The following is an 18520-nucleotide window of genomic DNA, read 5'->3' as shown; positions in this document are numbered from 1 at the left end:
GCACGGTGGCATGCATTTCGCTGAACCCGTAAACGATCGGAGACAGCGGCCATGCGCAAACATCTTTTACTTTCTTTCGTGCCGATGGCGCTCGCGCTCTCGGCCGCCGGCCCGCCTGCGCCGGCCCGCGCGGATGACATCGCAAAACCGGATCGCGCCATGCTGCCGGCCGAAAATGCGCCGAGCCTGCGGCACGGCAGCGGCTTCGGCATCGTGACCGTGTCCGCACCGCAACCGCTGCCGACCGGCAAGGCAACCGTCACGCTGTGGGACGAGATCCCGCCACCGCCCCCACTGCCGATGCCGCTTCCAGTATCGCAACCCGGTGACGTGCAGCACGCGATGGAAGGCAACGTTCAAGGCAACAAGCGTCAGTGAGCCTGCGCCGCCCCACTCAATGAGGATTCCGTATTGATTTGACGATTCGAGCCGGCCGACACCGATCCGCGCCGGTATCGCCGTTCCCGCGACACGGCAAGGTTTTGTGCTCCGTCCCCCGGCGGGCACTCTTTTTATTCGGTCCGTCGCCGCGACGCCATGCATCGAGCGTCGCGGCGCGCAGCACGCGAAAGGCGATGCGTGCCGCCGTTCCGGTAGAATCGGCGCCATTCCGGTTTTCCTCTTCCCCGACCTTCATGACGACGTTGACCCTGATCGTCGCGCGTGCCCGCAACGGCATCATCGGCCGCGACAACCAGTTGCCCTGGAAACTTCCCGAGGATCTCGCGTTCTTCAAGCGCACGACGATGGGCGCGCCGATCGTGATGGGCCGCAAGACCCACGAATCGATCGGCCGGCCGCTGCCGGGCCGCCGCAACATCGTCGTCACGCGCGATGCGGCGCGCCGTTTCGACGGTTGCGACACGGTCACGTCGCTCGCCGATGCGCTGGCGCTCGCCGCGCGCGACGGCGTACCCGAGGCATTCCTGATCGGCGGCGCGCAACTCTACGCGGAAGGGCTCACGCTCGCCGACAAGCTGGTCGTCACCGAGATCGACGCCGACTTCGACGGCGACGCGTCGTTCCCCGCGCCCGATCCCGCACATTGGCAGGAAGTGTCGCGCGATGCGCACCAGGCTGCCGCGCCGAACACGTTCGGTTATGCGTTCGTGGTCTACGAACGCAAGCGCGGCTGACGCGGTACGCGGCCGCACGCGATGAAAAAAGCCCGACCGGCTTGCCGCCGGTCGGGCTTTTTCGCTGGAGGGCGGGCGGCTGACGCCGCGCCTGGCTTACTGCCCCGCGATCGTCATCTGCTCGATCAGCACCGAGCCCGTTTCCTTCGTACCGCGCACGATCGAATCGGCACCGATCGCGACGATGTGCCGGAACATTTCCTGCAGCGTGCTCGCGACGGTGATTTCCTCGACCGGATACTGGATCACGCCGTTTTCCACCCAGAAACCCGCCGCGCCGCGCGAATAGTCGCCCGTCACGTAGTTCACGCCCTGCCCCATCAGCTCGGTCAGCAGCAGGCCCGTGCCGAGCTTCTTCAACATGGCTTCGAAGTCGTCGCCCGCCTGCGTGTTCGAGCTGCGCAGCGCGAGGTTGTGCGACCCGCCCGCGTTACCGGTGGTCTGCGTGCCGAGCTTGCGTGCCGAATAGGTCGACAGGAAGTAGCCCTCGACGACACCGTCCTTCACGACGCTGCGCGCGCGCGTGCGCACGCCTTCCTCGTCGAACGGCGCGCTGCCCATCGCGCGCGGCACGTGCGGATCCTCGACGACCTGAATGTGCGGCGCGAACACCGGCTTGCCGAGGCTGTCGACGAGGAACGACGTCTTGCGGTACAGCGCGCCGCCGCTCACGGCCTGCACGAACGCGCCGAGCAGGCCGGCCGCGAGCGGCGCCTCGAACAGCACGGGCACCTTGCGGGTGTCCAGGCGGCGCGCGCCCATCCGCGCGAGCGCACGCTCGGCCGCGTAGCGGCCGACCGCCTCGGGCGCCGCGAGATCGATCGCGCTGCGCTTCGACGAATACCAGTCGTCGCGCTGCATGTGACGGCCGCTGCCCGCGATCGGCGCGCAGGCGATGTAGTGGCGCGAGTACGGGTAGCCGGACAGGAAGCCGCGCGACGTCGCGAGCACGAACTGCGAATGCTGCGCCGACACGCTCGCGCCTTCCGAATTGCGGATCTGCGGGCTGACCGCGAAGGCGGCGTCTTCCGCGCGGCGGGCCAGTTCGACGGCGTCGTCGGCCGTCAGCGCCCACGGGTGGTAGAGATCGAGATCGCGCGGGTCGGTTTCGAGCAGTTCGGCCTCGGCGAGGCCGGCTGCCTCGTCCTCGGCCGTGAAGCGCGCGATGTTGTACGCGGCGGCGACGGTATCCTTGATCGCGGCCGGCGAGAAATCGGACGTGCTCGCGTTGCCGCGCTTCTTGCCGATGAACACCGTCACGCCGACCATCTTGTCGCGGTTGTGCTCGATCGTTTCGACTTCGCCGCGGCGCACCGATACCGACAGGCCGTCGCCTTCGGAGATTTCGGTCGCGGCGTCCGACGCGCCGAGCGCCTTCGCATGGCGAAGGATGTCCGACGCGATTTCCTTGAGCTGGTCCTGCGTGTGCGGGAAATAGCGCGCTTGTACGTCGAGATTGGCTGCCATCGTCTTGGTATCCGGTGGCGGGCGGGCGCCCGCATGGTCAAAATGTTGCGTATCCCGCGATCATAGCAAGGTCCGGGGCCGGACACAGACAAGCTTGGGGTGTCCGCGCCGCGATACAATGCCGCCCATGACACGCAAAACCCGAATCCAGCCGATCGAGCATGCCGTCGAAGACGACGACAACGGCTACGATCGCCCCAGCAAATCCCAGTTGAAGCGCGAGATGCACGAGTTGCAGGTGCTCGGCCAGGCGCTCGTCGACCTGCCGAAAGACGCACTGAAGCGCATGCCGATGCCCGAAAACCTCGCGGACGCCGTTCGCGAGGCACGCCGGATCACCGATCACGAAGGCAAGCGCCGCCAGCTCCAGTACGTCGGCCGCGTGATGCGCTCGCTGACCGACGACGAAACGGCCGCACTGCGCACCGCACTCGACGCGCAACGCGGCGTGAACAAGGCCGCGACGGCCCGCCTGCACTGGATCGAACGCACGCGCGACCAGTTGCTCGCCAGCGACGACGCGCTGACCGAATTCCTGCGCCAGCACCCGGAAGCCGATATCCAGGAAGGCCGCACGCTGATCCGCAACGCGCGCAAGGAAGCGCAGCAAGGCAAGCCGCCGCGCTATTTCCGCGAGCTGTTCCAGTGGATCAAGACCGCGAGCGGCTCGCCCGACGCGGGTGACGATGCGCCGGACGACACCGAAGACGACCATGACGACGAAGCGTAACCACCCGGACGAACTCGTCGTCGGCCTCGTGTCGATCAGCGACCGCGCGAGCACGGGCGTCTACGAGGACAAAGGCATTCCGGCGCTGCAGGAATGGCTCGGCGCCGCGCTCACGTCGCCGTGGCGCGCCGAAACGCGCCTGATCCAGGACGATGCGCCGACGATTTCCGCCACGCTCGCCGAGCTCGTCGACGTCGCGGGGTGCGACCTCGTGCTGACGACCGGCGGCACGGGCCCCGCGCGCCGTGACGTGACGCCCGAGGCCACGCTGGCCGTGGCGACGAAGGAAATGCCGGGATTCGGCGAACAGATGCGGCAGATCAGCCTGAATTTCGTGCCGACCGCGATCCTGTCGCGGCAGGTCGCGGTGATCCGCGAGACGGCCGACCATGCGGCGCTGATCATCAACCTGCCGGGCCAGCCGAAGTCGATCCGGGAAACGCTCGAAGGGCTGCGCGATACCGACGGCAAGTCGACCGTGCCCGGCATCTTCGCCGCGGTGCCCTACTGCATCGACCTGATCGGCGGCCCGTACATCGAGACCGACGCCGCGGTGGTCGCGGCGTTCCGGCCGAAAAGCGCGCGGCGGGCGCCGCGCTGACCGCGTGCCGGCCCGCTCAGGCGGCCGGCGCGGATTCGCCTGCCGGCGCCGATGCGGCCGGAATCAGGAAATGCTCGCGGTAGTACTTCAGCTCGTCGATCGACTCGTGGATGTCCGCGAGCGCCGTATGCATCGCACGCTTCTGGAAACCCTTGTAGATCGCGGGCTGCCAGCGGCGGCACAGCTCCTTGAGCGTGCTGACGTCGAGATTGCGGTAGTGGAAGAACCGCTCGAATTCCGGCATCCAGCGCGCCATGAAACGGCGGTCCTGGCAGATCGAGTTGCCGCACATCGGCGACTTGCCGGGCGACACGTACTGCGCAAGGAACGCCTGCAACTGCGCGGCGGCTTCCGCCTCGGTCACGGTCGACGCGCGCACGCGGTCGATCAGGCCCGAGCGCCCGTGCGTCGACTTGTTCCAGTCGTCCATCTTCGCGAGCGTCTCGTCGCTCTGGTGGATCGCGAACACGGGGCCTTCGACCGCGATGTCGAGCGTGGAATTGGTCACGACGACCGCGATCTCGATGATGCGGTCGTTATCCGGGTCGAGGCCCGTCATCTCCATGTCGAGCCAGACGAGGTTCAACTCGTTGCGCACGAGCGCGGGCTGGCTGGCGGAAGCGGCGGTATCGGTCATGAGTCATCCTGGAAAATGGCGGACGGCGCGCGGCGCCGCCCGGGCGGCCGGCATCGCATCAGCGGGGCCGGTCCGCAAGAACATATAATTCTCGCATAGAACCCTTTGGCGCCTTCGATGTCACCCTTTTCATTCACCCTGCTGTTCGCGATCGCCGTACTCGCGATGGTCGTCACCAAGCTGTGGCTCGCGTCGCGGCAGATCCGCTTCGTCGCGGCGCACCGCAACGGCGTGCCCGCGCAGTTCAGCGCGACCATCCCGCTGACCGCCCACCAGCGCGCGGCCGACTATACGGTCGAGCGCACCCGGCTGACGATGCTCGAGATCGTCGTCAGCGCGGCCGTGCTGGTCGGCCTCACGCTGCTCGGCGGCGTCGGCGCGCTCGATACGCTGCTGACCGGCTGGCTCGGCCGCGGCTACGGGCAGCAGGTCGCGCTCGTCGCCGCGGTGCTCGTGATCACGAGCGTGATCGACGTCCCGTTCGAGTACTACCGGCAGTTCGGGGTCGAGCAACGGTTCGGCTTCAACCGCATGACGAAACGGCTGTTCTTCACCGACATGCTGAAAAACGCGCTGCTCGGCGCCGCGCTCGGCCTGCCGCTGCTGTTCGTCGTGTTGTGGCTGATGAACCAGGCCGGCAGCCTGTGGTGGCTGTGGACCTGGATCGTCTGGGTCGCGTTCCAGATGCTCGTGCTGCTGATCTACCCGACCTTCATCGCGCCGATCTTCAACAAGTTCGAGCCGCTGAAGGACGACGCACTGCGCACGCGCATCGAGTCGCTGATGAAGCGCTGCGGTTTTGCGGCGAAGGGGCTGTTCGTGATGGACGGCAGCCGCCGCTCCGCGCACGGCAATGCGTACTTCACGGGCTTCGGCGCATCGAAGCGGATCGTGTTCTTCGATACGCTGCTCGCGCGCCTGTCCGGCCAGGAAATCGAGGCCGTGCTCGCGCACGAGCTCGGCCATTTCAAGCGCCGCCACGTGATGAAGCGGATGCTCGTGTCGTTCGTGCTGAGCCTCGTGCTGCTCGCGCTGCTCGGCTGGCTCGCGCAACGCACGTGGTTCTACACCGGGCTCGGCGTCACGCCGTCGCTCGACACCAGCAACGCGGGCGCCGCCCTCGTGCTGTTCTTCCTCGCGATCCCGGTATTCCTGTTCTTCGCGACGCCGTTCAGCAGCCTTACGTCGCGCAAGCACGAATTCGAGGCCGACGCGTTCGCGGCCAGCCAGACCGACGCGCAGGATCTCGTCAGCGCGCTCGTGAAGCTCTACGAGGACAACGCGTCGACGCTGACGCCCGACCCCGTCTACACGGCCTTCTACTACTCGCATCCGCCTGCGTCGCAGCGGATCGACCGCCTGCTGCAACACGCATGAGCCGCCCGACGTCCCGCAAGCCGGCCCCGCGCGCGTCGAACGCGCAACGGGTCGAAGGCCGCGTGATCGCCGCGCACGGGCGCCACTACATCGTCGCACCCGACGACGGCGGCCCGATGCTGCAGTGCTTCCCGCGCGGCAAGAAGAGCGACATCGCGGTCGGCGACCGCGTCGTGTACGAACTCGCATCGGCCGACCAGGGCGTGATCGTCGAGATCGGCGAACGGCGCAATCTGCTGTACCGCTCCGACCAGTTCAAGTCGAAGCTGTTCGCGGCCAACCTCGACCAGTTGCTGATCGTGCTCGCGACCGAGCCCTATTTCAGCGAGGACCTGCTCGGCCGCGCGTTGATCGCGGCCGAGGCGAACGAGCTGAAGCCGCTGGTCGTGCTGAACAAGATCGACGTCGAGGCCGCGCTGCCGGTCGCACGCGAGCGCCTCGCGCCGTACCGCGCGCTCGGCTACGACGTGCTCGAGCTGTCGGTGAAGGGCTCGCCCGACGACGCGCGCGCGCAGTTGATGCCGCACCTCGCCGGGCACTCGACGATCCTGCTCGGCCAGTCCGGGATGGGCAAGTCGACGCTCGTGAACCTGCTCGTCCCCGATGCCGAAGCCGCGACGCGCGAGATCTCGGCCGCGCTCAACAGCGGCCGCCACACGACGACGTTCACGCGCCTCTACCCGCTGGAAGGCGGCGGTGCACTGATCGATTCGCCGGGTTTCCAGGAATTCGGCCTCTACCACCTGACGGAAGGCCGCCTCGAGCGCGCGTTTCCGGAGTTCCGGCCGCTGCTCGCGGATTGCCGTTTCTATAATTGTCATCATCTGCACGAGCCCGGCTGCGCGATTCTCGAAGCCGTCGCCGACGGCCGTATCGCGCCGTCGCGGCATGCGCTGTACGCCCAGCTCGTGCACGAGGCGAGCCAGATCGTCCGCTGAGCGCGAGAGGCGCGCGGGGCCGGCCGGCACGCCCGGGCCGGCCTTCATCGACAGGAGCCGCGATGCGTTTCAAGGCACCCGATCTCGCGACCGCGCAACATTGGGCCAACGTGCTTCAGGTGGCCGGCGTCGGTTGCGAGCTGCATAACTGCTACGCGACTGGCGCGCTCGGCGGCCTGCCGGCCGATGCGTGCACGCCCGAGCTGTGGCTCGACGACGAACGCGACGGCGCCCTCGCGCGCCGGCTCCTCGATGCCGCCTCGCACGGCCCGTCGGCCGGCGCCGCGCCCTGGTTTTGCCGGCAGTGCGGCGAAGCGCTCGAGGCCCAGTTCACCGCGTGCTGGCAATGCGGCGCCGTGCGCGATCCGCGCGACGACTGACCCACAGCGACAAGGCCGGCATCGAGCCGGCCTTGTTCTTTCATCGGATCCCGCCGTGCGTCGTCACGACACCCAGACGGCGAGCGTCAGCATCAGCAGCAGGATCATCCACAGGATCACCGCACGCCAGACGAGGCCGACCGCCGATTGCAGCGTCCGCGGCGTGCAATCGTCTCCGACCGTCAACGGACCGCTGTCGCCGACCGCCAGCGCATCGAGGCTCGACGGCTCCGCGAGCGGCCCCGCGAGACGCGCGCCGAGCGCCCCGCTGCCGGCGGCGAGCAGCACGCCGTCGTTCGGGTCGGGCCACTGGCGCGTGTGATTGCGCCACGCGTAGATCGCATCCTCGAAATTGCCGACGATCGCGAAGCCGAGCGCGGTCAATCGCGCGGGAATCCAGTCGATCACGAAAAACGCGCGCTGCGCGAACGTCGAGAACGCGGCCGTGCGGTCGTCGCCCGGCGTCGACCAGCTGCGCGCGAGGTATTCGGAAATCCGGTACAGCACGGCGCCGGCCGGGCCGATCGGCAGCACATACCAGAAGAACACGCCGAACACGTGGCGATGCGACGCGACAACTGCATGAATCAGCGTATGGCGGACGATTTCGCCGACCGGCATGTCGACCGTGTCGATGCCCGTCCACTCACGGAGGATTTCGCGCGCACGCGGCACGTCGTCGTTGTTGAGCGCGAGGTGGATGTCGGTGAAGTAGTGGCTGAACTGGCGGAAGCCGAGCGTGAAATACACGACGACGACGTTCCACAGGAACGCGAGCACGAAGCTCACCTTGTACAGCAGGAAATAGATCAGCGCGACGATCAGCACCCACGGCAGCACGACCGCGAGCCAGGCGAGGATGCCGTGCTTCTGCTTGCCGGCGTCGAGGCCATGCGCAACGGTTTCCGCATGAAACTGGAACAGCGCAAACACCGGATTGCTCGGTGATAACGCGCGGACCTGTTCGATGATGAGGGCGAGGAGAACCGAAAAGAAAGTCATGCGTGGCGCCGTCTTCGGAGTTATGTCATTTTTTGCATAACGATAGCACAGCGCCAGCCCCGCATGGCTGCCGGCGCGGTCGCCCGGCGGCCGGCCGCGCGCGCCGGCCGGTGCATGCGCCTAGCCGGCGGCCAAGAAGCGGTAGAGATTGCGAAACATGCCGGCAGTTGCGCCCCAGATGAAGTAATGCCCGCCCGGTTCGCCATTCGGATAGGGCATCGCAAAAAAACGACGCTCGCCGCCTTCCCAGCGGAACACGCGGACCTGATGGTTCGCGGGATTCATCACGAACGCGAGCGGCACTTCGAAAATCTCGGCGACTTCGAACGTATCGGCCTGCACCGTGAACGGCGGATGCACGAGGCCGACCACCGGCGTCACGCAGAAGCCCGTGCCGGTCAGGTAGTCGGGTAGCGCACCGAGGATCTCGACCCGTTCGGCGGCCAGCCCGATCTCTTCCTTCGCCTCGCGCAACGCGGTGGCCGTTGCATCGCGATCGAACGTCTCGCGACGGCCGCCGGGGAAGCTGATCTGCCCGGCGTGGTCGTTCAGGTGGTCGGCACGCTGGGTCAACAGCACGGTCAGGCCCGACTCGCGGACGACGAGCGGCATGAGGACGGCCGCGCTGCGCGGATCGACGCCTTCCTGCAGCCTCGCCTCGCCGGGCTCGACGCTCCAGTCGAGCGTACGCGCGAAACGTTCGCGCAAGCCGGACGGCGTCATCAGCGGGGGATCGATGACAGGCAGGCCGGCACCGGTGCCTTCGACCGGCAGGACTTCGGGATCGATGATGGGGCGGCGATTCAATGGGGCTCTCGGGTTCGTGTCGTATCGAGCATATTGTCGCGCCAGAATGAAAAAAGCACCCGGGTGGGTGCTTTTTCCTTACAGCTCTTACTCTTGGGAAGCTGCTGCGGCGCGATCCTTCGACACCAGCTTTTCCTTGATACGAGCCGACTTGCCCGAACGCTCGCGCAGGTAGTACAGCTTCGCACGACGCACATCGCCGCGACGCTTCACGACGATGCTTGCCAGCAGCGGCGAGTACGTCTGGAACGTACGCTCGACGCCTTCGCCCGACGAGATCTTGCGGACGATGAAGTTCGAGTTCAGACCACGGTTGCGAATCGCGATCACGACGCCTTCGTAAGCCTGAACGCGCTTGCGGTTACCTTCAACCACGTTCACGTTCACGATCACCGTGTCGCCCGGGGCGAATTCGGGGATCGTCTTGCCGGCGAGCGCGCGCTCGATTTCTTCCTGCTCAAGTTTTGCGATCAGATTCATTACTGACTCCTTATGCCATCGTGTCGGCGTTGGTACCCGCCTGCTTCCAGGCCTGGCCCCGATAGAGGATGGATTCACATCAGGCACCGCACACGCATGCACGGCACCGCCAATTCCCGCTCGCGCAGCCGCCTCAGGAGGCGTCCTTCGCTTCGCGTGCGAGGTTCGCAAGCCACGCCTCGTCGGCCCGGCTCAGCAACTTCTCGCGGCGCGCCCGGACGATCAGGTCCGGCCGCTTCCGCCACGTATTCCGCAATGCTTCCTGCCGCCGCCACCGCTCGATCTCGGCATGATGCCCGCCGAGCAGCACGTCCGGCACGCGCACGCCTTGGTATTCCTCGGGGCGCGTGTAGTGCGGGCAATCGAGCAGGCCGTCGGCGAAACTGTCCTGCACGGCCGACAGCGAATCGTTCAGCACGCCGGGCAGCAGCCGCACGACGGCATCCATCATCGCCATCGCCGGCAGTTCGCCGCCCGACAGGACGAAATCGCCGAGGCTGATTTCCTCGTCGACGCACCGGTCGAGCAGACGCTGGTCGATCGCTTCGTAGCGGCCGCACAGCACGACGACACCGGGCTCCTGCGCCATCCGCACGGCACGCTCATGCGTGAGCGGCGCGCCCTGCGGCGACATCATCACGACACGCGTGCTCGCGATGCCCTGCTCCGCCTGCGCCGCTTTCGCGGCGTCAATGGCGGCTTCGAGCGGCTTCGCCAACATCACCATGCCCGGACCGCCGCCGTACGGACGATCATCGACCGTGCGGTAGTTGTCCGTCGTGAAATCACGCGGGTTCCAGGTGCGCAGCCCGAAGCGCCCCTGCTTGACGGCCCGGCTGGTGATGCCCCAGTCGGTCAGTGCACGGAACATCTCGGGAAAGAGCGTGACGACGTCGAACTGCACCGCGCTCTCGGTTACCTGGTTCATTTCAGTAATCGGCTTCCCAGTCGACGACGATCCGACGCGCCGCCTGATCCACCGTTTTGACGTATACGCCGACAAACGGGATCAACCGTTCGTCGGTGGTCGGCTGACCGTCTTTGCCGGTCGCCGGATACTCGACACGCATGATCGAATGCACGCCGTTGTCGATCATCCCGCTCACCTTCCCGAGCGCCACCGATTGCTCGTTGACGACATCGAGACCGATCAGGTCGACCCAATAGAATTCGTCCGCGGCCAGTGCCGGGAAATCTTCCCGGCGCACGAACACGCGAAAGCCGCGCATCGCGAGTGCGGCATCGCGGTCGCTGACGCCCGCGGGTTGCGCAACGACGGTGTCGCTGTGCGTCTTCGACTGCATGATGCGGACCGAAAGCCGCTCCGCACCGCGCTCCAGCCACCAGCGACGCGCGTTGAGCAATGCATCGCCGCCGCGACCGGCGTCGGCATGCGTCGCCACCTTGACCCAGCCCTTCAGGCCGTAGGCGTCGACTACCGCCCCGACCTCGACTGCGTCGTCGGGCCAGGCTTGCGTCGCTTCGAGACCACCTTGCTCGGCAGCCTCACCGGCGCTCGCGACAGCGTCGCGCTCGACCGGCTTGCGGACGAACGCGCCGAATGACGCACGCCCGCGCCTTGCATTACCGGAATCGTGACCCGCCATCAATGCACCTCACAGCCGGCACGACCGGCACACCGTGCCATGTTAGGCAGCCGGTTGCGCCTTTTGCGCTTCCTTCACGAGACGCTGGACGGTCGGCGACAGTTGCGCGCCAACGCCTTGCCAGTACGTCAGGCGATCCTGAGCGATACGCAGCGATTCGCCCTTCGTGGCGACCGGGTTGTAGAAGCCGACGCGCTCGATGAAGCGGCCGTCACGACGGTTGCGCGAATCGGTAGCGACGATGTTGTAGAACGGGCGCTTCTTCGAGCCGCCACGAGCCAGACGGATGATAACCATATGATGTCCTTCGGAAAACCGGGTTCGAAACTACTGAAACACGCGATTATAGCCGGAAACCAGAGGTACAACAAACACTTACGCGCAAAATTCCGCGGGCGGCCTGTCGGGCGGGCATACAATCGTCGTGTCCAGGACGTTTCCCGCCGTCATGCCGCCCCTTCCCGCTGCCTCGACGCGCCGCGCGCAGAACCGTTTCACGGCGCTGCTCGCCGGCCTTGCCAGCCTCGCGTCCGCACCGGCGTTTGCCGCGCCGTTGCCGGTGAGTGAACTCGTCGTCCCGCCCGGCTTCCACGTGGAAATCCTGACCGACACGGTACCGGCCGCGCGCGAAATGGCCTGGTCGCCCCGCGGCATCCTGTATGTCGGCACACGCGAAGGCCGCGTGCACGCGTTCGCGATGCCCGAGGGCCGGATCACCGCGCACTACGTGATCGCCTCCGGGCTCGACATGCCCGTCGGCGTCGCCTACCGCGATGGCGCCCTCTATATATCCGCCGTATCGCGGATCCTGCGCGTCGATCATGTCGACGATCGGCTCGCCCGACCGCCCGCCCCCGTCGTCGTGACCGATGCGCTACCGACGGAACATCATCACGGCTGGAAATTCATCGCGTTCGGCCCCGACGGCAAGCTGTACGTGCCGACCGGCGCACCGTGCAATGCCTGCCTCGCCGATCGCAGCCGCTACGCGATCATCGCGCGCATGAAGGCGGACGGCAGCGAACGCGAGGTGGTCGCGCGCGGTGTACGCAATACGGTCGGCTTCGCATGGCATCCCGATTCGGGCGAGCTGTGGTTTACCGACAACGGGCGCGACCTGATGGGCGACGACGTACCCGATGACAAGCTGAATCGCGCCCCGCGCGCCGGACTCGACTTCGGCTTTCCTTATTGCCATGGCGGCGATACGCCCGACCCCGAATTCGGCAGCGCCGGCGTGTGCCGCCGCTACGCGCCGCCCGTCCTGAAACTCGGCGCGCATGTCGCCGCGCTCGGCATGCGCTTCTATACCGGGCCGATGTTTCCGGCGTCGTATCGCAATAACGTGTTCATCGCCGAACACGGGTCGTGGAACCGCAGCACGAAGGTCGGCTACCGCGTGATGCGCGTGATCGTGTCGGCGGACGGCAGCCACGCGCAGCAGATGCCGTTCGTCACGGGCTGGCTGCGCCCCGACGGCACGGTATGGGGACGCCCGGCCGACGTGCTGCCGCTGCCGGACGGCTCGCTGCTCGTCAGCGACGATTACGCCGGCGCCATCTACCGCGTGACCTATGCGGCACCTTGACGCAGGCAAGGGGTGACCGGGCCCGACCGGGCATCGTAGAATGCGTGCCGGGCCGCGCGCCCGCGCCGGCCCGCCGGCCGCCCATGCCAACGACCATCCGCCGCCATCCATGTCCAGCAGCACCGCACCGTCCCGCCGCTTCCGCTCCAAGACGCTCACTGCCGCCCTCGCGTTCCTGTTCGGTTCGCTCGGCGCGCACCGCTTCTATCTGTATGGCTTGCGCGACGTGTACGGCTGGGCGCACCTGCTTGCGACGATCGTCGGCATCCCGGGCTTCCTTTTGCTTGCGGCGACCCAACGCACTGCCGGCCTCGGCTGGTGGCTCGCGATACCCGGCGCGATCTCGCTGCTGGCGGCATTCCTCGCCGCACTCGTCTACGGGCTGCGCCCTGACGAAAAATGGGATGCGCAATTCAACGCGGACACCGGCAAGCACAGCAAGTCGGGCTGGACCGTGATCTTCGTCGTGATCTTCTCGCTGCTGATCGGCGCGTTCCTGCTGATGACCGCACTCGCGCTGTCGTTCCAGACGTATTTCGAATCGCAGGTCGAAGCCGCGAAGCAGATTTCGCAGTAAGCACGACGGACGCGGCGCCGAGGGCCCTCGCCCGGTGCCGGCACGCGGCGGCCTTGCTCGCGTATCAGAACAGATTCAACTGCATGTCGTCGCGTGGCTTCGCACCGGCCGAACGTCCGGCAACACGCGGCACCGGCGCGACCGCGGCCGGCGCACCGCGGAACTGCGACAGATCGAGAATGCCGTTCGTGCGCTCGTTCAACCCGAGCCGCTTGACGGCCTGGCGAAAGCGCTGCCGCAACAGGTCCGCCCAGATCCCCTCGCCCTTCATCCGCTTCGAGAAATCCGCGTCGTAGTCCTTGCCGCCGCGCATGTCGCGCACGCGGTTCATCACGCGTTCCGCGCGGTCGGGGAAATGCGCGGCGAGCCAGTTCTTGAACAGCGGCGCGACCTCCCACGGCAGCCGCAGGATGATGTAGCTTGCGTGCGTCGCGCCGGCTTCCGCGCACGCCTCGAGCACGCGCTCCATGTCGGGCTCGGACACGAACGGAATCACCGGCGCAATGCTCACGCCGACCGGCACGCCCGCGTCGCGCAGCGCGCGGATCGTGCGCAGCCGTCGCGCCGGCGTGGCCGCGCGGGGCTCGAGCGTACGAGCGAGATCGGCATCGAGTGTCGTGATCGTGACCGCCGCCATCACCTGCCCGCGCTCGGCCATCGGTGCGAGCAGGTCGAGATCGCGCTCGATCAGCGACGATTTCGTGATCGCCGCGAACGGCAACCCGCGATCGTGCATCACCTGGATCACGCTGCGCGTGATGCGCAGGTCGCGCTCGACCGGCTGGTACGCGTCGGTGTTGACGCCGAGCGCGATCGGCTCCGGCACGTAGCGCTTGCGCGAAATCTCGCGCTCGAGCAGCTCGGCCGCGTTGACCTTCGCGTAGATGCGGCTTTCGAAATCGAGCCCCGGCGACAGGCCGAGATAGCTGTGCGTCGGCCGCGCGAAGCAGTAGATGCAACCGTGCTCGCAGCCGCGATACGGGTTGAGCGATACGCTGAACGGAATATCGGGCGACTGGTTGTGCGTCAGGATGCTTTTCGCACGCTCCTCGAACACCTGCGTGCGCAGCGGCGCGGGGAAGTCGGCATCGTCCGACTCGTGCGTCCAGCCGTCGTCGACCGCTTCGCGCTGCGCGATTTCATACCGCCCCTGCAGGTTGTCGACCGCACCGCGCCCCTTGCGGGGCACGGGCGGCGCTACCGGAAATTCGTTGTCGGACCGATCGTCCATATGCCCACCCCTTCGCCTGCGCCCAATACTGTACATTTATACAGTATTGGGCGCAGCATGCCAAGGGCGGGATAAGGGGCTCGACAACAGGCTGCCGACGCGTCACTCGCCGACGGCAATCGTCAGCGTTTCCTTGATTTCCTCCATCACGACATAGCTCTTCGACTGCACCGCGCCGGGCAGTTGCAGCAGGATGTCGCCGAGCAGCTTCCGGTAGTCGGCCATCTCGCCGATCCGCGCCTTGATCAGGTAGTCGAAATCGCCGGAAACCAGATGGCATTCGAGCACCTCGTCGATCTTCATCACTTCCCGGCGGAATTGCTCGAACATGTTGCCGCCCTTGTGGCCAAGCGTGATCTCGACGAACACCAGCAGCGCGGCCCCCAGCTGACCTGGGTCGACCCGCGCGTGATAGCCGGTGATCACGCCGTCGCGCTCCATGCGACGCACGCGCTCGATGCACGGCGTGACGGTCAGTCCGACCTGTTCCGCGAGGTCTTTCATCGCCATCCGGCCGTCGTCCTGGAGCAGTTTCAGGATGCGCCGGTCGAGCTTGTCGAGCGAGCGTACGGGCTGACGTTGCGTTCTCATTTGTTTATGCTGAAAACCTGAAAAATACGATAACAAAACCTACACATTCGACAATACCATAGCGCAAAAAACTAGATCAGCTAGAGGTTACACGGAGCCGCACACGCGCCCGGCCTCGATCTGGTCCCTTCCATCTGGAGCAGCTATGCGAGTCGTCATTCTGGGCAGTGGTGTAGTGGGCGTGGCAAGCGCGTATTACCTTGCGCGCGCCGGCCATGAAGTCACCGTGATCGACCGGGAAGCCGGCCCGGCGCTCGAGACGAGCTTCGCGAACGCAGGCCAGATCTCGCCCGGTTATGCCGCACCGTGGGCCGCGCCCGGCGTGCCGCTGAAAGCCGTCAAGTGGATGTTCGAAAAGCATGCGCCGCTCGCGATCCGCCTCGACGGCACGCGCTTCCAGCTCCAGTGGATGTACCAGATGCTGCGCAACTGCACGGCCGAGCGCTATGCGGTCAACAAGGGCCGCATGGTCCGCCTCGCCGAATACAGCCGCGACTGCCTGCAGGCGCTGCGCGCCGATACGGGCATCGAGTACGAAGGCCGCACGGGCGGCACGCTGCAACTGTTCCGCACGCAGCAGCAACTCGACGGCGCGGCGAAGGACATCGCGGTGCTGCGGGAAGCGAACGTGCCGTTCGAACTGCTGTCGCCGGCCGAACTGAAGAATGCCGAACCGGCGCTTGCCGCCGTCTCGCACAAGCTGACGGGCGGCCTGCGCCTGCCGGGCGACGAAACGGGCGATTGCCAGCTGTTCACGACGCGCCTGGCCGCGCTCGCCGAATCGCTCGGCGTCAAGTTCCGCTACAACACGCCGATCGATGCGCTCGCGATCGCGGGCGGCAAGATCGCCGGCGTGCAGTGCGGCAGCGAGACGGTGCGCGCGGACGCGTACGTCGTCGCGCTCGGCTCGTACTCGACGAACTTCATCTCGAACCTGATGAAGATCCCGGTCTATCCGCTGAAGGGCTATTCGATCACCGCGCCGATCGTCAACGAAGCGGCCGCTCCGGTGTCGACCGTGCTCGACGAAACCTACAAGATCGCGATCACGCGTTTCGACCAGCGCATCCGTGTCGGCGGCATGGCGGAAATCGTCGGCTTCGACAAGAAGCTGCGCGCCGCGCGCCGCGAAACGCTCGAGATGTGCGTCAACGACCTGTTCCCGGGCGGCGGCGACACGTCGAAGGCCACGTTCTGGACGGGCCTGCGCCCGATGACGCCGGACGGCACGCCGATCGTCGGCCGCACGCCGGTGTCGAACCTGTTCCTGAACACCGGCCACGGCACGCTCGGCTGGACGATGTCGTGCGGCTCGGGCCAACTGCTCGCCGACCTGATCTCGGGCAAAATGCCCGCGATCCAGGCCGACGACCTGTCGGTGCATCGCTACCTGAAGGACGTGGCCGGCCAGACGCGCCCGGCCTACGCCTGAGCCGCGACGGCCCGCAACACGGGCCGGCCGGCGGCAAAAGGAAAGGCGCCCTCGGGCGCCTTTTTCGTTGCGTCGACGGCGTTGCTCGCGGTCAGAACTGGTCTTCCGTCAACGCGAGCACGCTCTCGTTGCCCTTCGCGCCGACGATCGACGCCTCGAGCGCACCGGCCTGCACGAGAATGTGTTCCGCATAACATTGCGCGATCGCGATCTTCGCATCGAAAAACGCCGGGTCGCTCGCGCGGTTCGCCTGCGCCGCCACCAGCGCGCGCGCCATCTGCCACCCGCACAGCACCACGCCCGCCAGCTTCAGGTACGGCACGCTCCCCGCGAACACCGCGTTCGGGTCCTGCTTCACGTTCGCCACCACGTAATCCACCGCCGATGCCAGCGCGCGGGCACCTTTCTCCAGCTGTACCTTCATCGACGCGGCCGCCGCACCGTCCAGCTTGCCCAGCGCCGCCACCGTGGCGTCGATCTCCGCGAGCAGCCCCTTCGCCACCGCGCCCCCGTCGCGCATCGTCTTGCGGCCCACCAGGTCGTTCGCCTGGATCGCCGTCGTCCCTTCGTAGATCGCCAGGATCCGCGCATCGCGGTAGTACTGCGCCGCGCCCGTCTCCTCGATGAAGCCCATCCCGCCGTGCACCTGCACGCCCAGGCTCGCCACGTCGTTCACCATCTCCGTGCTCCAGCCCTTCACCACCGGCACCAGATACTCGTAGATCGCCTGATGACGCGCCCGCGTCGCCTCGTCCGCATGGCGATGGGCCATGTCGCTGTGCGACGCCGCCACGTACGCCAGCGCCCGCGCGCCTTCGGTCAGCGCGCGCATCGTGCCGAGCATCCGCCGCACGTCCGGGTGATGGATGATCGTCACCGACTGCCTGGCCGAGCCGTCCACCGGGCGGCTCTGCACGCGCTCCTTCGCGAATGCCGCCGCCTTCTGGTACGCGCGGTCCGCCACGCCGATCCCCTGCATCCCGACGCCGAAGCGCGCCGCGTTCATCATGATGAACATGTATTCGAGGCCGCGGTTCTCCTCGCCCACGAGGTAACCGATCGCCCCGCCGTGATCGCCGTACTGCAGCACCGCCGTCGGGCTCGCCTTGATCCCGAGCTTGTGCTCGATCGACACGCAGTGCACGTCGTTGCGCGCGCCCAGCGACCCGTCCGCGTTGACCATGAACTTCGGCACGATGAACAGCGAGATGCCCTTCACGCCTTCCGGCGCGTTCGGCGTGCGCGCCAGCACCAGGTGGACGATGTTGTCCGCCATGTCGTGCTCGCCCCACGTGATGAAGATCTTCGTGCCGAACACCTTGTACGTGCCGTCGCCCTGCGGCTCGGCGCGCGAGCGCACCAGCGCGAGGTCGGAACCCGCCTGCGGCTCGGTCAGGTTCATCGTGCCGGTCCATTCGCCGGAGATCAGCTTCGGCACGTAGCGCTGCTTCTGCTCGTCGGTGCCGGCCGTCAGCAGCGCCTCGATCGCGCCGTCGGTGAGCAGCGGACACAGCGCGAACGACAGGTTCGCGGCGTTCAGCATCTCGATGCACGGCGTCGCGATCAGCTTCGGCAGCCCCTGGCCATCGTACTCGGCCGGATGCTGCAGCCCCTGCCAGCCGCCTTCGACGAACTGGCGGAACGCGTCGCCGAAGCCGGGCGTCGCGCCCACCACACCGTCCTTCCAGCTGCTCGGGTGGCGGTCGCCCTCGACGTTCAGCGGCGCCAGCACCTCGCCGCAGAACTTCGCGGACTCCTCGAGCACGGCCTGCGCCGTGTCGTAACCGGCATCCTCGAAACCCGGCAACTGCGCGACGGCGTCGATGCCCGCGAGTTCCTTCAGCACGAACAGCATGTCCTTGACGGGGGCGACATAACTCATGGCGCGTCTCCTCTTCTCTCTTTTGTCGATGGCGTAAAAAAAGGGGCGCTCGGCGCG

The 18520-nt window shown here is 66.9% G+C and carries 21 protein-coding genes; 10 read left to right on the top strand and 11 right to left on the bottom strand.

Features of this window, described 5'->3' with window-relative positions; translation table 11 throughout:
- The first annotated feature begins 51 nt into the window (after nt 1–51).
- Both AC1VVG_RS05510 and AC1VVG_RS05505 read left to right on the top strand, forming a co-directional pair.
- The gene (locus tag AC1VVG_RS05510) at nt 52–378 is read left to right on the top strand and encodes a hypothetical protein (protein ID WP_034186468.1); all 327 of its coding nucleotides are present in this window, start codon (nt 52–54) and stop codon (nt 376–378) included.
- A gap of 257 nt (nt 379–635) precedes the next feature.
- Nucleotides 636–1136 carry a dihydrofolate reductase gene (locus AC1VVG_RS05505; RefSeq protein WP_034186467.1) on the top strand — a complete coding sequence of 167 codons (501 nt, stop codon included), beginning with the start codon at nt 636–638 and terminating at the stop codon, nt 1134–1136.
- A 96-nt stretch (nt 1137–1232) separates the two neighbouring features.
- Here the strand turns inward: AC1VVG_RS05505 and pmbA are convergent, their stop codons facing one another.
- A complete protein-coding gene (pmbA, locus tag AC1VVG_RS05500) occupies nt 1233–2603 on the bottom strand; it encodes a metalloprotease PmbA (protein WP_049028856.1) in 1371 nt (456 codons plus the stop codon).
- Between the two features lie 127 nt (nt 2604–2730).
- Here pmbA and yjgA point away from each other — a divergent pair, with 127 nt between their 5' ends.
- Both yjgA and mog read left to right on the top strand, forming a co-directional pair.
- Nucleotides 2731–3333: a ribosome biogenesis factor YjgA gene (yjgA, locus tag AC1VVG_RS05495; RefSeq protein ID WP_272481919.1), complete on the top strand. Its 603-nt coding sequence runs from the start codon at nt 2731–2733 to the stop codon at nt 3331–3333.
- Nucleotides 3317–3934: a molybdopterin adenylyltransferase gene (mog, locus tag AC1VVG_RS05490; RefSeq protein WP_482835331.1), complete on the top strand. Its 618-nt coding sequence runs from the start codon at nt 3317–3319 to the stop codon at nt 3932–3934. Before yjgA ends, mog begins: the two co-directional genes overlap by 17 nt.
- A gap of 16 nt (nt 3935–3950) precedes the next feature.
- On the opposite strand, the gene orn is transcribed toward mog, so the two are convergent.
- Nucleotides 3951–4571: an oligoribonuclease gene (orn, locus tag AC1VVG_RS05485; RefSeq protein ID WP_049030222.1), complete on the bottom strand. Its 621-nt coding sequence runs from the start codon at nt 4569–4571 to the stop codon at nt 3951–3953.
- A gap of 117 nt (nt 4572–4688) precedes the next feature.
- Here orn and AC1VVG_RS05480 point away from each other — a divergent pair, with 117 nt between their 5' ends.
- The 3 genes from AC1VVG_RS05480 to AC1VVG_RS05470 all read left to right on the top strand — a co-directional run bounded on the left by AC1VVG_RS05480 (nt 4689) and on the right by AC1VVG_RS05470 (nt 7266).
- Nucleotides 4689–5948, top strand: a complete 1260-nt coding sequence (locus AC1VVG_RS05480) for a M48 family metallopeptidase (protein WP_034186463.1) — start codon at nt 4689–4691, stop codon at nt 5946–5948.
- Entirely contained in the window at nt 5945–6886 is a 942-nt protein-coding gene (rsgA, locus tag AC1VVG_RS05475; protein WP_034186462.1) for a ribosome small subunit-dependent GTPase A, read from the top strand. The genes AC1VVG_RS05480 and rsgA overlap by 4 nt, the downstream gene beginning before the upstream one ends.
- Nucleotides 6887–6948: 62 nt before the next feature.
- Nucleotides 6949–7266 carry a putative signal transducing protein gene (locus AC1VVG_RS05470; RefSeq protein ID WP_034186461.1) on the top strand — a complete coding sequence of 106 codons (318 nt, stop codon included), beginning with the start codon at nt 6949–6951 and terminating at the stop codon, nt 7264–7266.
- Between the two features lie 63 nt (nt 7267–7329).
- Here the strand turns inward: AC1VVG_RS05470 and AC1VVG_RS05465 are convergent, their stop codons facing one another.
- The 6 genes from AC1VVG_RS05465 to rpsP all read right to left on the bottom strand — a co-directional run bounded on the left by AC1VVG_RS05465 (nt 7330) and on the right by rpsP (nt 11459).
- On the bottom strand, nt 7330–8268 hold the full coding sequence (locus AC1VVG_RS05465) for a CobD/CbiB family protein (RefSeq protein ID WP_034186460.1): 939 nt from the start codon (nt 8266–8268) through the stop codon (nt 7330–7332).
- A 120-nt stretch (nt 8269–8388) separates the two neighbouring features.
- A complete protein-coding gene (locus tag AC1VVG_RS05460; RefSeq protein ID WP_034186459.1) occupies nt 8389–9075 on the bottom strand; it encodes a CoA pyrophosphatase in 687 nt (228 codons plus the stop codon).
- Between the two features lie 87 nt (nt 9076–9162).
- Entirely contained in the window at nt 9163–9555 is a 393-nt protein-coding gene (rplS, locus tag AC1VVG_RS05455) for a 50S ribosomal protein L19 (RefSeq protein ID WP_006753174.1), read from the bottom strand.
- 133 nt (nt 9556–9688) lie between these two features.
- Nucleotides 9689–10483, bottom strand: a complete 795-nt coding sequence (gene trmD, locus AC1VVG_RS05450; RefSeq protein ID WP_482835330.1) for a tRNA (guanosine(37)-N1)-methyltransferase TrmD — start codon at nt 10481–10483, stop codon at nt 9689–9691.
- Between the two features lies 1 nt (nt 10484).
- A complete protein-coding gene (rimM, locus tag AC1VVG_RS05445; protein WP_034186457.1) occupies nt 10485–11162 on the bottom strand; it encodes a ribosome maturation factor RimM in 678 nt (225 codons plus the stop codon).
- Between the two features lie 42 nt (nt 11163–11204).
- Complete coding sequence (gene rpsP / locus AC1VVG_RS05440) at nt 11205–11459, bottom strand: 30S ribosomal protein S16 (protein ID WP_006476550.1); 255 nt, start codon at nt 11457–11459, stop codon at nt 11205–11207.
- Nucleotides 11460–11610: 151 nt separating this feature from the next.
- On the opposite strand from rpsP, the gene AC1VVG_RS05435 reads away from it, so the two are divergent.
- Together AC1VVG_RS05435 and AC1VVG_RS05430 are read left to right on the top strand one after the other, a co-directional pair.
- Nucleotides 11611–12750 (top strand): PQQ-dependent sugar dehydrogenase, encoded by a 1140-nt coding sequence (locus AC1VVG_RS05435; RefSeq protein ID WP_049028417.1) that lies wholly within the window; start codon nt 11611–11613, stop codon nt 12748–12750.
- 109 nt (nt 12751–12859) lie between these two features.
- Complete coding sequence (locus tag AC1VVG_RS05430; RefSeq protein WP_034186748.1) at nt 12860–13327, top strand: NINE protein; 468 nt, start codon at nt 12860–12862, stop codon at nt 13325–13327.
- Nucleotides 13328–13391: 64 nt separating this feature from the next.
- On the opposite strand, the gene AC1VVG_RS05425 is transcribed toward AC1VVG_RS05430, so the two are convergent.
- Complete coding sequence (locus tag AC1VVG_RS05425) at nt 13392–14558, bottom strand: PA0069 family radical SAM protein (RefSeq protein ID WP_482835329.1); 1167 nt, start codon at nt 14556–14558, stop codon at nt 13392–13394.
- Nucleotides 14559–14660: 102 nt separating this feature from the next.
- Nucleotides 14661–15149 (bottom strand): Lrp/AsnC ligand binding domain-containing protein, encoded by a 489-nt coding sequence (locus AC1VVG_RS05420; RefSeq protein ID WP_012492860.1) that lies wholly within the window; start codon nt 15147–15149, stop codon nt 14661–14663.
- A 145-nt stretch (nt 15150–15294) separates the two neighbouring features.
- On the opposite strand from AC1VVG_RS05420, the gene AC1VVG_RS05415 reads away from it, so the two are divergent.
- Nucleotides 15295–16581, top strand: a complete 1287-nt coding sequence (locus tag AC1VVG_RS05415; protein ID WP_049034348.1) for a D-amino acid dehydrogenase — start codon at nt 15295–15297, stop codon at nt 16579–16581.
- A gap of 91 nt (nt 16582–16672) precedes the next feature.
- On the opposite strand, the gene AC1VVG_RS05410 is transcribed toward AC1VVG_RS05415, so the two are convergent.
- Nucleotides 16673–18463 (bottom strand): acyl-CoA dehydrogenase, encoded by a 1791-nt coding sequence (locus AC1VVG_RS05410; RefSeq protein ID WP_482835328.1) that lies wholly within the window; start codon nt 18461–18463, stop codon nt 16673–16675.
- Nucleotides 18464–18520: the final 57 nt, after the last annotated feature.

It is taken from the genome of Burkholderia sp. L-4 (genome assembly GCF_056856535.1).
The sequence above is the reverse complement of the archived record's forward strand: the minus strand, read 5'-3'. Positions and strand labels throughout refer to the sequence as shown.